At 62.7% G+C, this 13,265-nt stretch carries 17 protein-coding genes; 10 read left to right on the forward strand and 7 right to left on the reverse strand.

All coding sequences use genetic code 11. The annotated features are described in order from the left end of the window. Positions 1-87: 87 nt before the first annotated feature. The 4 genes from rplT to infC form a co-directional block, all read right to left on the reverse strand. Entirely contained in the window at positions 88-489 is a 402-nt protein-coding gene (gene rplT / locus NKH54_RS21515; protein ID WP_023672281.1) for a 50S ribosomal protein L20, read from the reverse strand. 39 nt (positions 490-528) lie between these two features. Continuing rightward, positions 529-732, reverse strand: a complete 204-nt coding sequence (gene rpmI, locus NKH54_RS21520) for a 50S ribosomal protein L35 (RefSeq protein WP_006201248.1) — start codon at positions 730-732, stop codon at positions 529-531. A 183-nt stretch (positions 733-915) separates the two neighbouring features. After that, a complete protein-coding gene (locus NKH54_RS21525; RefSeq protein WP_023681388.1) occupies positions 916-1,554 on the reverse strand; it encodes a methyltransferase family protein in 639 nt (212 codons plus the stop codon). A gap of 132 nt (positions 1,555-1,686) precedes the next feature. After that, on the reverse strand, positions 1,687-2,223 hold the full coding sequence (infC, locus tag NKH54_RS21530) for a translation initiation factor IF-3 (protein ID WP_023744911.1): 537 nt from the start codon (positions 2,221-2,223) through the stop codon (positions 1,687-1,689). Positions 2,224-2,471: 248 nt separating this feature from the next. Here infC and NKH54_RS21535 point away from each other — a divergent pair, with 248 nt between their 5' ends. From NKH54_RS21535 to NKH54_RS21550, 4 genes are all read left to right on the forward strand, one after another. Further along, complete coding sequence (locus NKH54_RS21535) at positions 2,472-3,242, forward strand: alpha/beta hydrolase (protein ID WP_352741942.1); 771 nt, start codon at positions 2,472-2,474, stop codon at positions 3,240-3,242. A gap of 6 nt (positions 3,243-3,248) precedes the next feature. Further along, positions 3,249-4,391, forward strand: a complete 1,143-nt coding sequence (locus tag NKH54_RS21540; RefSeq protein WP_353028838.1) for a benzoate/H(+) symporter BenE family transporter — start codon at positions 3,249-3,251, stop codon at positions 4,389-4,391. 117 nt (positions 4,392-4,508) lie between these two features. After that, on the forward strand, positions 4,509-4,994 hold the full coding sequence (locus tag NKH54_RS21545; protein ID WP_023672286.1) for a DUF2852 domain-containing protein: 486 nt from the start codon (positions 4,509-4,511) through the stop codon (positions 4,992-4,994). Between the two features lie 198 nt (positions 4,995-5,192). After that, positions 5,193-5,951, forward strand: a complete 759-nt coding sequence (locus tag NKH54_RS21550; RefSeq protein WP_023681391.1) for a M48 family metallopeptidase — start codon at positions 5,193-5,195, stop codon at positions 5,949-5,951. An 18-nt stretch (positions 5,952-5,969) separates the two neighbouring features. Here the strand turns inward: NKH54_RS21550 and NKH54_RS21555 are convergent, their stop codons facing one another. Beyond that, positions 5,970-6,188 (reverse strand): hypothetical protein, encoded by a 219-nt coding sequence (locus NKH54_RS21555; RefSeq protein WP_023672288.1) that lies wholly within the window; start codon positions 6,186-6,188, stop codon positions 5,970-5,972. 109 nt (positions 6,189-6,297) lie between these two features. On the opposite strand from NKH54_RS21555, the gene NKH54_RS21560 reads away from it, so the two are divergent. The 6 genes from NKH54_RS21560 (at position 6,298) to NKH54_RS21585 (ending at position 12,002) form a co-directional block, all read left to right on the forward strand. Then, complete coding sequence (locus tag NKH54_RS21560) at positions 6,298-6,957, forward strand: phosphoribosylanthranilate isomerase (RefSeq protein WP_023681392.1); 660 nt, start codon at positions 6,298-6,300, stop codon at positions 6,955-6,957. Between the two features lie 90 nt (positions 6,958-7,047). Then, entirely contained in the window at positions 7,048-8,298 is a 1,251-nt protein-coding gene (gene trpB / locus NKH54_RS21565; RefSeq protein WP_023681393.1) for a tryptophan synthase subunit beta, read from the forward strand. 2 nt (positions 8,299-8,300) lie between these two features. Then, on the forward strand, positions 8,301-9,140 hold the full coding sequence (gene trpA, locus NKH54_RS21570) for a tryptophan synthase subunit alpha (protein ID WP_023693067.1): 840 nt from the start codon (positions 8,301-8,303) through the stop codon (positions 9,138-9,140). A 101-nt stretch (positions 9,141-9,241) separates the two neighbouring features. Continuing rightward, the gene (accD, locus tag NKH54_RS21575) at positions 9,242-10,168 is read left to right on the forward strand and encodes an acetyl-CoA carboxylase, carboxyltransferase subunit beta (RefSeq protein WP_023672292.1); all 927 of its coding nucleotides are present in this window, start codon (positions 9,242-9,244) and stop codon (positions 10,166-10,168) included. Positions 10,169-10,230: 62 nt separating this feature from the next. Further along, positions 10,231-11,556: a bifunctional folylpolyglutamate synthase/dihydrofolate synthase gene (locus NKH54_RS21580; protein WP_023672293.1), complete on the forward strand. Its 1,326-nt coding sequence runs from the start codon at positions 10,231-10,233 to the stop codon at positions 11,554-11,556. Between the two features lie 26 nt (positions 11,557-11,582). Then, positions 11,583-12,002 carry a VOC family protein gene (locus NKH54_RS21585; protein WP_023681395.1) on the forward strand — a complete coding sequence of 140 codons (420 nt, stop codon included), beginning with the start codon at positions 11,583-11,585 and terminating at the stop codon, positions 12,000-12,002. A gap of 438 nt (positions 12,003-12,440) precedes the next feature. Here the strand turns inward: NKH54_RS21585 and NKH54_RS21590 are convergent, their stop codons facing one another. Both NKH54_RS21590 and trxA read right to left on the reverse strand, forming a co-directional pair. After that, a complete protein-coding gene (locus NKH54_RS21590) occupies positions 12,441-12,722 on the reverse strand; it encodes a cupin domain-containing protein (protein WP_023672296.1) in 282 nt (93 codons plus the stop codon). A 190-nt stretch (positions 12,723-12,912) separates the two neighbouring features. Then, positions 12,913-13,236 carry a thioredoxin gene (trxA, locus tag NKH54_RS21595; RefSeq protein ID WP_023672297.1) on the reverse strand — a complete coding sequence of 108 codons (324 nt, stop codon included), beginning with the start codon at positions 13,234-13,236 and terminating at the stop codon, positions 12,913-12,915. Positions 13,237-13,265: the final 29 nt, after the last annotated feature.

Genomic DNA, 13,265 nt, shown 5'->3' on the forward strand with positions numbered 1-13,265 from the left:
TGAAAGTTCAGCCATAAGAAAAACCCGCGCCAGCCGTGCCAGCGCGGGTTCCCCAATCAGAATTGCGAATGCTGGGAAGCGCTGGTCTTAGGCGACAGCGCTTTCAAAAGCATTCGGGGTGGTGTTCTTCAGATATTCGAGCGCGACCTTGGCCTTGGCCACGAGTGCGGCGAACGCCTGCGGTTCATGGATGGCCATGTCGGACAGGATCTTGCGATCGATCTCGATACCGGACTTGTTGAGGCCGTCGATGAAGCGGCCATAGGTCAGGCCATGCTCGTGCGTCGCGGCGTTGATGCGCTGGATCCACAGCGCGCGGAACGAGCGCTTGCGGTTCTTGCGGTCGCGATACGCATACTGCATCGACTTTTCGACCGCCTGCTTGGCGATGCGAATGGTGTTCTTGCGGCGGCCGTAGAAGCCTTTCGCGGCTTTCAGGACCTTCTTGTGCTTGGCGTGCGAGGTGACGCCTCTTTTTACGCGTGCCATGTCATGATCTCCTTAAACGCTGTTCCTGAAACCGAATGCTCAGAGGCCGTTCGGCAGAAAATTCTTGATGACCTTCTTGCCATCCGGTTCAGCCAGAACCATCGTGCCGCGGGCATTTCGAATGAACTTGTTGGAACGCTTGATCATGCCGTGACGCTTGCCGGCCGCAGCCGACAGGACTTTACCCGTACCTGTGATCTTGAACCGCTTCTTGGCGGCCGATTTGGTCTTCATCTTGGGCATTTTGCTACTCCGTATTGGTGGCGCACAATCGCGCTTCTTGTTCGCTTCGGGCGGACCAAAGCCCGAAAAGCAAATGAAACCGCCACGGCATGCCCTGCCGGGCGGTTTTCTTGGAACGGCGGTCCTATACGTCAAAGCGGGCTGGCGCGCAACACCCGAGCGGCTGCGACGCTCTCTCCGCGATCAGGGCAGCCTAAACAGCACCGGCAGAATGCCCGATTGCTGGGCGCCATCGATGGTCTCGAACACCGGCAACGCCACCAGAAACACCAGCCCGTCGAGCAAGGTGGTCAGCAAGAGGCGCGGCTTGAAGCTGCCGGTGTCGCCTTCCTGGTAGAGCGACAGCTGGGGGAAGAAACGCGGCACCCGCGCCAGATAGGCTGTATAGGGCGCGCCGAGAACCTCCTTGAGATACCGTTCCTCGCGCAGGATGACGATGTGGAAGGCGCCGGCGCACAAAAGCGCAAACAGGACGATGCCGGAGAACGAGCCGATCTGCGCCCCGACGCCGGCGGCGGCAACGGTCGAGAACACGTAGAGCGGATTGCGGGTGATCGAATAGGGGCCGCCGGTGACCACTTCGGAGGATTTGCGCCCGCCGATATAGAGTGTCGACCACAAGCGGCCGACGACGCCAAGGAAGATCAGCAGCACGCCGACCATCTCGATCGTTTCATGCACCGGGGTATCGGGCGGGAAGGTCGACTGGCCGAACAGCAGTGCCGCAAACAGCACCACCACCAGCACCGCAAGCACCATCCGGCGCATGTGCTGGTAGCCGCCCAGCTCCTTGATGGGCGCAGGGTTGATTTCATTGGCCATGTCGGGAATCCGATCGTCGAGAAGCTTTGCCGGCGATCGCGGCGTCTGGACAGGAGAATCGGCGTCCCGCCGATCGCCGGGACGCCATGAGACAGGATTCAGGCGGATTTAGAGCGCAACGCCCGAACTGATCTAGCGCGGGGCCAGCACCATCATCATCTGGCGGCCTTCCAGCTTCGGCTCGGCTTCGACCTTGGCGATGGTAGCCGTCTCCTCGCGCACCTTGTTCAGGAGCTGCATGCCGAGTTCCATATGCGCCATCTCGCGGCCGCGGAAGCGCAGCGTCAGCTTGACCTTGTCACCTTCCTCGAAGAAGCGCCGCACGGCCTTCATCTTGGTTTCGTAGTCATGGCTGTCGATGTTCGGGCGCATCTTGATCTCCTTGATCTCGATGACCTTCTGGTTCTTGCGCGCCTCGGCCGCCTTCTTCTGGTTGGCGTATTTCAATTTGCCGAGATCGAGAATTTTGACGACAGGCGGCACCGCATTGGGCGAGATCTCGACCAGATCGAGCCCTGCCTCTTCGGCGAGCAGCAATGCGTCGTTGATGGAAATATCGCCGCGGTTCTGGCCATCGGCGTCGATCAGCTGGACCCGGGGAACCCGGATATCACGGTTGGAGCGCGGGCCATCTTTGGTGGGCGCCGCTGCTTTGAAAGGTCTGCGAATGGTCGTGGTCTCCTTGGCCGTTTCGTTCAGGGTTTCAATCTAGAAATGTTCAGGACGCGCCAATGTGGTGAGCGCGCGGGCGGAGTCAATAGCACAGCGCTGACAGAAAATCACCCTGATCGCAGGCCTGCACCAAACAAAGGATGTCGCGAGCACTTTCCGCCTCGCCTGTGCCTGTGTCAAAAGACCGGCGAGTAAAAATCAGGCTCCCACAATCAGGCCCCCAGAACCAGGATTGATCCACAGCCATGACCGCGACCGCCCTAACCCTGCTGGATGTCGACGGCATCGATATCGCGGTTCGCCATTCCTCGGGCGCAACGCCCGGCGTCGTCTGGCTCGGCGGCTACAAATCCGACATGCTGGGCACGAAGGCGCAGACGCTGTCGGATTGGGCGGCCAGGGAAGGCCGCGCATATCTGCGCCACGACTATTCCGGCCATGGCGAATCCGGCGGCGCCTTTGCCGACGGTACCATTTCGAAATGGCTTGGCGAGAGCCTCGCCGCCTTCCGGCATTTCACCGAGGGCAAGCAAATCCTGGTCGGCTCGTCGATGGGCGCCTGGATCGCGCTGCGCATGGTGCAGGAGCTGCGTAAGACGGGCGACAGCAATGTGGTTGGCCTGGTGCTGCTCGCGCCGGCGCCGGATTTCACCGCCGAGCTGGTCGAGCCGGCTCTGACGGAGGAACAGAGGCGCGACCTCCGGGAGAAAGGCTTTTTCGAAGAACCTTCGGACTATTCCGCCGAGCCTTACATCTACACAAGCGCGCTGATCGAGGACGGCAGGGCGAACCGGGTCATGACCGGGCCGATCGATACCCATTGCCCCGTCCACATCCTGCAGGGTCTGGCCGACGCCGACGTGCCGGCAAGCCATGCGCTGAAGCTGGTCTCGCTGCTGCCGGCCGACGACGTCACCTTGTCGCTCATTCCCGACGGCGACCACCGCCTGTCGCGGCCGCAGGATCTCGACATGCTGCTGAGGGCGGTGGGCGACATGGTTCAGCGGGCGGGGTAGGCGAGAATGCGCATTTCCATCCCGATATCCGCCTTTGTCGCGGCAATCGTCGGCTTCGGCGGCACGCTGGCCGTCGTCATTGCCGCCGCCAAGGCGGTTGGCGCCACGCAAGCCGAGACCGCGAGCTGGGTGACGGCAGTGTGCGTGGCGATGGCGATCGAATGCTTGTGGCTGTCCTGGCGCACGAAAATACCCATCATCACCGCCTGGTCGACACCGGGCCTGGCGCTGATGGCGGCATCGAGCGGGTTTACCATGGCTGATGCGGTCGGCGCCTTCATCGTCACCAGCTTGATGTTGATCGCCACCGGCCTGTTCAAGCCGCTGACCCAGCTGATATCAAGGATACCGGCGTCAGTCGCGTCCGGCATGCTGGCGGGCATCGTCGTCACCTTCGCGCTCAATGCCGTCAAGACCATTCCGGTCGACCCCTGGCTGATCCTGCCGCTGATCGCGGCCTTCTTCGTCATTCGCCTGTTCAACCCGGCGCTGTCGGTGCTGGCGGTGCTGATCGGCGGCGGCATCGCCGCATTCCTGACAGGCCGCGTCGGCGGACTGCCGGCGCCGGAACTGTCGACGCTGACGCTGATTGCCCCGCATTTCAGCGCCGCAGCTGTCATCGGCCTGGCGCTGCCGCTCTACCTCGTCACCATGGCGTCGCAGAACCTGTCGGGTCTCGCCGTCTTGCGCGCCGCCGGCTATCACCCCGAACCCGGCCCGCTGATCGGCGTCACCGGCCTGTTCTCGCTGCTGTCGGCGCCGTTTGGCGGCTCGACCACCAATCTGGCCGCGATCTCTGCGGCGATCTGCACCGGGCCGGACGTCCATCCCGACCCGGCCGAGCGCTGGAAGACCGGACCCTTCTATGCACTTGCCTATCTGATCTTCGCGGTTTTCGGCGCCTCGCTGGTGGCGATCTTCGCCGTCCTGCCGCAGAGCCTGATCGTTCTGGTAGCCGGCCTGGCGCTGATGGGATCGCTCGCCAACGCGCTGTCGATCGCCCTCAAGGACGAGGACCAGCGCATGGCCGCCACGGTCACCTTCGTTGTCACCGCGTCGGGGCTGACTTTGTTCGGCGTTGGCGCCGCCTTCTGGGGCCTGGTCGCCGGCCTGGTCGTGCTTTTCCTCGAAGCGCTCAAAAAGCAATAATCATTTCAGGCTGTTGTCCGGTTTTGGCGGGCGTTGTCTTGAATCGCCGTTTTTCTCATCCCATTTCGAATCCACGCAGCCGCTCTTGGCTGTCTCCAACCGAAGGAATGGGAGAAAATGAACACATCCGCATTGATCCGCCCGGCCTGGACGCCGGCGACCATCGCGCTGATGGTGATCGGCTTCATGGTGTTCTGGCCGCTTGGCTTCGCCATGCTCGCCTACATCATCTGGGGCGACCGGCTTGACGGCTTCAAGCGCGACGTCAACCGCGCCACGGACGGCATCTTCGCCGGCTGCCGCCGCGGTTCCGACAAGGCCGCGCGCTGGGGCCACGGTTCGGCTCGCACCGGCAATGTCGCTTTCGACGACTGGCGCGAGAAGGAACTCGAACGCCTCGCCGAAGAGCGTCGCAAGCTCGACGAGATGCTGAGCGAGTTCGATGAGTACGCCCGCGAATTGCGCCGCGCCAAGGACCAGGACGAGTTCGACCGCTTCATGGCCAACCGCAACAAGTCGACAGCGCCTGCGAAGACAGGCTCGGCCGAAACGGCCAAGCCCGCGACGCCCAAGCGCAAGGGCCCGAACCTGCTTGACGACTGAGGCTGCGCGCATGACCCCGAAAATCGAAACCGATTTTCGGAAAGGTTCATGCGCCGAATTAGAGTGCTACAGCGTCCTTTGCGCGTCAGAGACGCGCGGCGCTCTAAGACAGGCCTTGGCATGATGGACGGCGTCGCGCGAGCGGCGCCGTTTCTTTTTTGTTCTGGTCGTTTTCCTCGAATCGCGTATCGTTCAGCCATGTCCTTCGGCTTTTTCCGCAACCTGACCAAACCAAAACCCTCGCCTGTCGAAGAGCGAGAGCACGTCGTTGCCGGCCGCACACTGCCGCTCAGGATCGTCGAGAGCGCCCGCGCACGGCGGCTGACGCTGCGCATCGATTCGGGCGGCCAGGGGCTGCGCATCACCGTGCCGCCGGGCCTGCGCCGCGGCGAGGTGGAGAAATTCCTTCACCGCCACCAGGGCTGGCTGGAGCAGCGTCTGGCCAAGGTACCGACACGGCCGCAAGTGCGCCCCGGCATCAAGATCCCGATACGCGGCGTCGCGCATCGCATCGTCCACGAACCGTCGAAACGCGGCACCGTCACCGTGTCGCGCGACGAGCGCGGTCCGCTGCTGATCGTCCATGGCGAGCGCATACATTTGCCGCGCCGCATCGCCGATTTCCTCAGGCGCGAGGCCAAGAAGGACATCGAGAAGCTGGTGGTCAAGCATACCGAGGCCATCGGCAAGCGCGCCAAGGCTATCCGCTTCAAGGACACGTCGAGCCGCTGGGGCTCCTGCACTTCCGACGGCAATTTGTCCTTCTCATGGCGCATCATGATGGCGCCGACGCCGGTGATAAACTACTTGGTCGCGCATGAGGTGGCGCATCTCAAGGAGATGAACCACGGCCCGAAATTCTGGAAACTGTGCGAGCAGCTCTGCCCCGACACCGACCGCTGCAAGGACTGGCTGAAGCGGAATGGTGGGGCATTGCAGGCGATTGTGTTCGATTAGCCTTCGCCGGCGGCGCGCTCAATCATCATTGGCCGCATTAAGCTCTTCAGGCCGCAGCCCTTCGTCGCCATGGCGCGGCCATGGCAGGAAATTCTGCTCGAACGCATCGCTGCCGAAATAATCCAGGACCCGGTGCGCTTCCGCCCCGTCGAAGGCGGCCTTTTGCATCAGATGGGCGATGACGTCGCGCGCTTGCGCGATCTTCTGCCTGAGTTCGGCTATGCTCTGGTCGGCCATTCGTCTGCTCCGCCTTGCTTCTCCCATCAATAGGTAGCGCCTTTGGCGTTGCCGGCAAACAGCATGCTTTTTCTCGACTCTTGGCCGGTTTCGTGCCAAGCCCCGCGCCATGGCGCTCGATATCAAGATCTGTGGATTGAAGACCGATGAGGCAATGGCCGCGGCCCTGGCCGGCGGCGCCAGCCATGTCGGCTTCATCTTCTTTGCTAAAAGCCCGCGCTATGTCGAGCCTGCGGCAGCCGGCCGCCTGCGCGAGGCGGCAATCGGCAAGGCCAGGGCGGTCGCCGTGACGGTCGATGCCGATGACGCGTTCCTGGATGAGATCGTCGCAAAGATGCGCCCCGACATGCTGCAGTTGCACGGCACGGAGACGCCCGAGCGGGTGGCCGAGGTGAAAGCTCGCTACGGCCTGCCTGTCATGAAGGTGTTCTCCGTCAGTGAGGTAGCCGATCTCGAGCGGCTAAAGCCGTTCATCGGCGTTGCCGATCGCTTCATGTTCGATGCCAAGCCACCAAAGGGCTCGCAACTTCCGGGCGGCAATGGCGTCGCCTTTGACTGGCGCATCCTGGCCGGCCTTGACGCCGGGCTCGATTACATGCTTTCCGGTGGGCTCAACGCCGCCAATATCGGCGACGCCCTGATATCAGCCAATCCGCCCGCGATAGACATTTCGTCGGGGGTGGAAAGCGGCCCGGGCGTCAAGGATCCGGCGCTGATCGAGCAGTTCTTCCGGGCCGTCAGGGCCGCGCGCGACGACCGCGCTGCCTGAGGCACTTCTTTCGAACCCGAGCATGTTCCGGAGAAGTGGGAACCGGTTTTCCGATAAGACATGCTCAGAACCAAGACCAGGAGATCGGCGATGAACAAGCCGGCGACACCCAATTCCTTCCGCACGGGACCCGACGAACAGGGCATGTTCGGCATCTTCGGGGGCCGCTTCGTGGCCGAGACGCTGATGCCGCTGATCCTCGACCTCGAACGGCACTGGAACGAGGTCAAGAACGATCCGGACTTCAAGGCCGAACTGACCGACCTGTCGACCCATTATGCCGGTCGGCCATCAAAGCTGTATTTCGCCGAAGGGCTCACAAAACACCTTCGTGAGGTTTCCTCGGCGAAGGGCCTCGGGGGCGGCGCCAAAGTCTACTTCAAGCGCGAGGATTTGAACCACACCGGTTCGCACAAGATCAACAACTGCCTCGGCCAGATCCTGCTGGCCAAGCGCATGGGCAAGAAGCGCATCATCGCCGAGACGGGCGCTGGTCAGCACGGCGTTGCCGCGGCCACGGTCGCGGCGCGCTTCGGCTTTCCCTGCGTCGTTTATATGGGCGCCACCGATGTCGCCCGCCAAAGCCCCAACGTCTTCCGCATGAAGCTGCTCGGCGCCGAAGTGCGGCCGGTGACCGCCGGTCACGGCACGCTGAAGGACGCCATGAACGAAGCGTTGCGCGACTGGGTCACCAATGTCGAGGACACTTATTACCTGATCGGCACTGCCGCCGGCCCGCATCCCTATCCGGAGCTGGTGCGCGACTTCCAGTCGGTGATCGGCATCGAGGCGCGCGCCCAGATCCTCGAACAGGAAGGCCGGCTACCCGACACCATCATCGCGGCTGTCGGCGGCGGCTCGAACGCCATCGGCCTGTTCCATCCGTTCCTGGATGACAAAGAAGTCCGCATCATCGGCATCGAAGCCGGCGGCCGCGGCCTTGACGGCATCGAGCATTGCGCCTCGATGAATGCCGGCGCGCCCGGCGTGCTGCACGGCAACCGCACCTATCTCTTGCAGAACGCCGACGGCCAGATCCTCGACGGCCATTCGATCTCAGCCGGCCTCGACTATCCCGGCGTCGGCCCCGAACATTCCTGGCTGCGCGATTCCGGCCGCGTCGAATATGTGCCGATCCTCGACGACGAGGCGCTGGAAGCCTTCAAGCTGACGACGCGCGTCGAAGGCATCATCCCGGCGCTGGAATCCGCCCACGCCATCGCGCATGCGGTGAAGATCGTGCCTGATATGGACAAGGACCAGATCGTCATCGTCAACCTGTCGGGACGCGGCGACAAGGATGTGCACACAGTGGCCTCGATGCTGGGCATGGAGATCTGATCATGGTGACCCGCATCGACCGCCGCATGGCAAAACTGAAAGCCGAGGGCCGCCCGGCGCTCGTCACCTATTTCATGAGCGGCGACCCCGACTATGACACCGCTTTGTCGATCATGAAGGCGCTGCCCAAGGCCGGCGCCGACATCATTGAAATGGGCATGCCGTTTTCCGATCCGATGGCCGATGGACCGGCGATCCAGGCCGCTGGCCTGCGGGCGCTGAAAGGTGGCCAGACCCTGGTCAAGACGCTGAAGACGGCGGCTGATTTCCGCGCCACCGACAATGAAACGCCGATCGTGCTGATGGGCTACTACAACCCGATCTACATCTACGGTGTCGATCGCTTCCTCAAGGACGCCATCGCCAGCGGCATTGACGGGCTGATCGTCGTCGACCTGCCACCGGAGATGGACGAAGAACTCTGCATTCCGGCGCTGAAGGCCGGCATCAACTTCATCCGCTTGGCAACGCCGACCACCGACGACAAGCGCCTGCCCAAGGTGCTGCAGAATACGTCGGGCTTCGTCTATTACGTGTCGATGACCGGCATCACCGGCTCGGCTTTGGCCGACACCGGCAAGGTTGCCGCCGCGGTCAAGCGCATCAAGGGCCACACCAATCTGCCGGTCTGCGTCGGCTTCGGCGTCAAGACCGCCGAGCAGGCGCGCATTATCGGCGCCAATGCCGATGGCGTCGTCGTCGGCACCGCGATCGTCAACGCGGTCGCCAATGTGTTGGGACCGAAGGGCGAGAAGACCGCCGACCCGGCCGAGGCCGTCGCCACCCTGGTCAGCGGACTGTCTCAGGGCGTGCGTTCGGCCCGCCTTGCTGCTGCCGAATAGTTTCCCTACTTAGGCCTTGTGCAAGTCGTTATCCCAAAACCGGTTCCCACTTTTGGGCGACATGCACGAGCCAACTCTTCGTCAGGACAGGAGCCGAAGCGATGAACTGGATCACCAATTACGTTCGCCCGAGGATCAATTCGATGCTCGGTCGGCGCACCGACATGCCCGAGAATCTCTGGATCAAGGATCCCGAGACCGGCGAGATGGTGTTTCACAAGGACCTGGAATCCAACCAGTTCGTCATCCCGTCATCGGGCCATCACATGAAGATTTCGGCCAAGGAACGGCTGAAATTCTTCCTCGACGACGGCAAATACGAGCAGCTTGAGAACCCCAAGGTCATGCAGGACCCGCTCAAGTTCCGCGACGAGAAGCGCTACACGGACCGGCTGAAGGACGCCAAGGCCAAGACCGGCCTGGAAGACGCCATCATCAACGCGCTGGGCACGGTCAAAGGCCTGCCGGTTGTGGTGACGGTGCAGGATTTCGCCTTCATGGGCGGCTCGCTCGGCATGGCCGCGGGTGACGCCATTGTGCACGGTTTCGAGGTCGCCTTGCAGCGCAAGCGGCCGCTGATCCTGTTTGCCGCCTCCGGTGGCGCGCGCATGCAGGAAGGCATTCTGTCCCTGATGCAGTTACCGCGCACCACGATCGGCGTCGACCGGCTGAAGGAAGCCGGCCTGCCATACATCGTCGTCTTGACCAACCCGACCACCGGCGGCGTTACCGCCTCCTACGCCATGCTGGGAGACGTCCACATTGCCGAGCCCGGCGCGCTGATCGGCTTTGCCGGCCCGCGCGTCATCGAGCAGACCATCCGGGAGAAACTGCCGGACGGTTTCCAGCGCTCCGAATATCTGATGGAGCACGGCATGGTCGATATGGTGGTGTCGCGGCTGGAACTGCGCGAGACGATTTCACGGCTGTTGAAAATCCTGCTCAAACTGCCGCAGGAGCAAAAGCCGCTGGAGCCGGAAATCCTGCCGCCGTCGGTCATCCCGACGGAAGCCCGCCCGCAAGCCTGACGCGACATTTCTGGCCGCAAACCGCGATTGCGTGCACCTGCGCGCATGCGTAGGATTCGCTCATGACAACGCTTGCCGCAGATCGTGAAATCGAAGCCCTGATGGCGCTGCATCCGAAAGGCTTCGACCTTTCGCTCGACCGCATCACAAGGCTGCTCGAACGCCTCGGCAATCCGCAGGAGCGGCTGCCGCCGGTCATCCATATCGCCGGCACCAACGGTAAGGGCTCGTGCGCGGCCTTTTCGCGCGCGCTGCTCGAAGCCGGCGGCCACCTTGTCCATGTCCACACTTCGCCGCATCTGGTGAACTGGGCCGAGCGCTACCGGCTGGCGGCCGAGGGCGGCGGCCGGCTGGTCGACGACGAGACCTTCGCCGAGGCCATCGCCCGCGTCGCCCGGGCCAATGCCGGCCAGAAGATCACCGTCTTCGAAATCCTAACCGCCGTCACCTTCATCCTGTTTTCCGAGCATCCGGCTGCCGCCGCCATCATCGAGGTCGGCCTTGGCGGCCGCTTCGACGCCACCAATGTCGTTGCCCGGCCGGCGGTGTCGGTGATCATGCCGGTGTCGATGGATCACGAAGCCTATCTCGGCGACCGGGTCGAACTGATCGCCGCCGAAAAGGCCGGCATCATGAAGCGCGGCTGCCCGGTGGTCATCGGCGCGCAGGAGAGCGAGACGGCGCTGCAAGTGCTGATCGAAACCGCCGAGCGGCTGGATTGCCCGACCTTCGTCTACGGCCAGGATTTTCTCGCCTTCGAGGAAAACGGCCGCATGGTCTATCAGGATGAGGACGGGCTGATGGACCTGCCGCCACCGCGCCTGCCCGGGCGCCACCAGTTCGCCAATGCGGCGGCAGCGATTGCCGCCGTCAAGGCCACCGGTTTCGAAATCAGTCATCGCGCCACTGAGAAGGCGATGGCGAGCGTCGCATGGCCGGGCCGCATGCAGAAACTGGTACAGGGCCGGCTGATGGAGCTGGCGCCCAAGGGCGCCGACATCTGGCTCGACGGCGGCCACAATCCGGGCGCCGGCATGGTCATTGCCGAGGCGCTGGCCGAGCAGGAGGAAAAGAACCCGCGGCCGCTGTTTCTGATCTCCGGCATGATCAACACCAAGGACCAGAGCGGCTACTTCCACGCCTTCAAGGGCCTGGCTCGGCACGTCTACACCGTGCCGGTGAGCATGAGCGATGCCGGCGTGCCGAATGACGAGCTGGCGGTGCGGGCGACCGAAGCCGGCCTCACGGCCGAACCGGTCAGTTCCGTCGCCAGTGCGCTGATGCTGCTGCGCGACACCTGGGACGGGCCGGCGCCACGCATCCTGATCGGGGGGTCGTTATATCTCGCCGGCGCGGTGCTGGCCGAAAACGGCACGCCGCCAACCTGAAGCCATTTCACTGCGAGGAGCCCATCATGATCAAGGTCAAGCAACTCGCCCATGTCTGCATCTTCGCGCATGATCTGGAGGCGACGCGAAGCTTCTACCGCGACGTGCTTGGCCTCGACACGCAGTTCAATTTCCTGCGCGACGACAAGGTCTTCGGCTTCTACCTCAATTGCGGCGGCCGCAGCCATGTCGAGGTGTTCCAGAAGGACGGCACTGCATACAGCGAGCAGAACCAGATCAACCATTTCTGCCTGGAAGTCGAAGATCTCGACGCGGCGATCGCCCATATCAAATCGAAGGGCATCGACGTCACCGCCAAGAAGCACGCCTGCGACGACACTTTTCAGGCCTGGATCCGCGACCCCAACGGCGTGAAGATCGAGCTGTTCGAATACACCGCAAAAAGCGCGCAATTTACCGGAGGCGACCGCATCGCCGACTGGTAGTATTTTGGCCCGGGGAATCTATCGGGCGGTTGCCCCTCGGGCAGAAGCCCCGATATGCTTGGCCAAGCATGGAGGCAAGCTCGAATGGTTGTGAAGTGTCTTGTTACCGTCGACAACGACCCGCCGGAGGAGCTGATATTTGAATATGCTCCGCGGGTCGGCGATCATGTGATGTTACCGGGAGCCATCGAGCCACCGCACCCAATTGTTCGAGTGGCCCACAGACCGACGCGCCCCAATGATGCATCCGGCCAGCCCAGTGTCGCGTATTTCGTAAGCCGAGAGACGTTTCTCTATCGTGTGTATACGGGCGCTATAGAGGGATATGGGCAGGTCCTGAAGCCCGCGACCGGACGGAAGCCCGGCAAGCCTAGGCAGGCCAAAAAAACCGTGGCTCAAACTAAATAGACATCGGCGGCCGCGGCACCAGTCTGAGGCCTATTTCAGCTCGATCTCGATGAAGGCGTATTCGCCGTCATTGGCGCTGATGACGTCGTGCTCGACGCCTTCCTTGCGGAAGTAGGGCGCGCCCTTCTTCATTTCAGCAAAACTCTCGCCGTCCTTGGTCACCAGCTTCACCTTGCCGTCCATCAGCGGCACCACGACGTAGTCATGGCGATGCCGGTGCCAGCCGGTGTTGTCGCCGGGCTGGAAGCGGTATTCGGTGACGATGACGCGCTCATTGTCGATGAAGACGGTGGCCTTGGCGGATCCGGTCATTCTGTTTCTCCCTGTCCTGCCTCAAGCAGATGACATGGAGTGCGCCGATGCGAGGGCCAGAGGCGGCCGGGCGATGACGCCAAAGAAAAAGCCCGGCGCGAGGGCCGGGCTTCGATCTCGGGAACTAATGCAGGTCGCCCAAAAGTGGTCCCGGTTTTGGGAGGACGACATGCATCAAAACAAAGCCAGATCAGGCGAGGCTGCCATTGATCCAGTGCGACAGCGCGGTCTTCGGCGCGGCGCCGACCTTCATGTCGGCGACTTCGCCGCCCTTGAAGATCATCAGCGTCGGGATCGAGCGCACGCCGAATTGGGCGGCAAGCTCGGGGTTCTCGTCGATGTTCAGCTTGGCGATCTTGATCTTGTCGCCGAGTTCGTTGGCGATCTCTTCCAGCGACGGACCGATCATCTTGCAGGGGCCGCACCATTCGGCCCAGAAATCCACGACGACGGGCTGCGAGGCGTTGAGCACATCGGCCTGGAAATTGCTCTTGTCGACCTTGACGGTGGCCATACGAAAATCCTTTCGAAATTTATCTCGCA

This window comes from Mesorhizobium sp. M1004 (assembly GCF_040318795.1).
GTDB lineage: Bacteria > Pseudomonadota > Alphaproteobacteria > Rhizobiales > Rhizobiaceae > Mesorhizobium.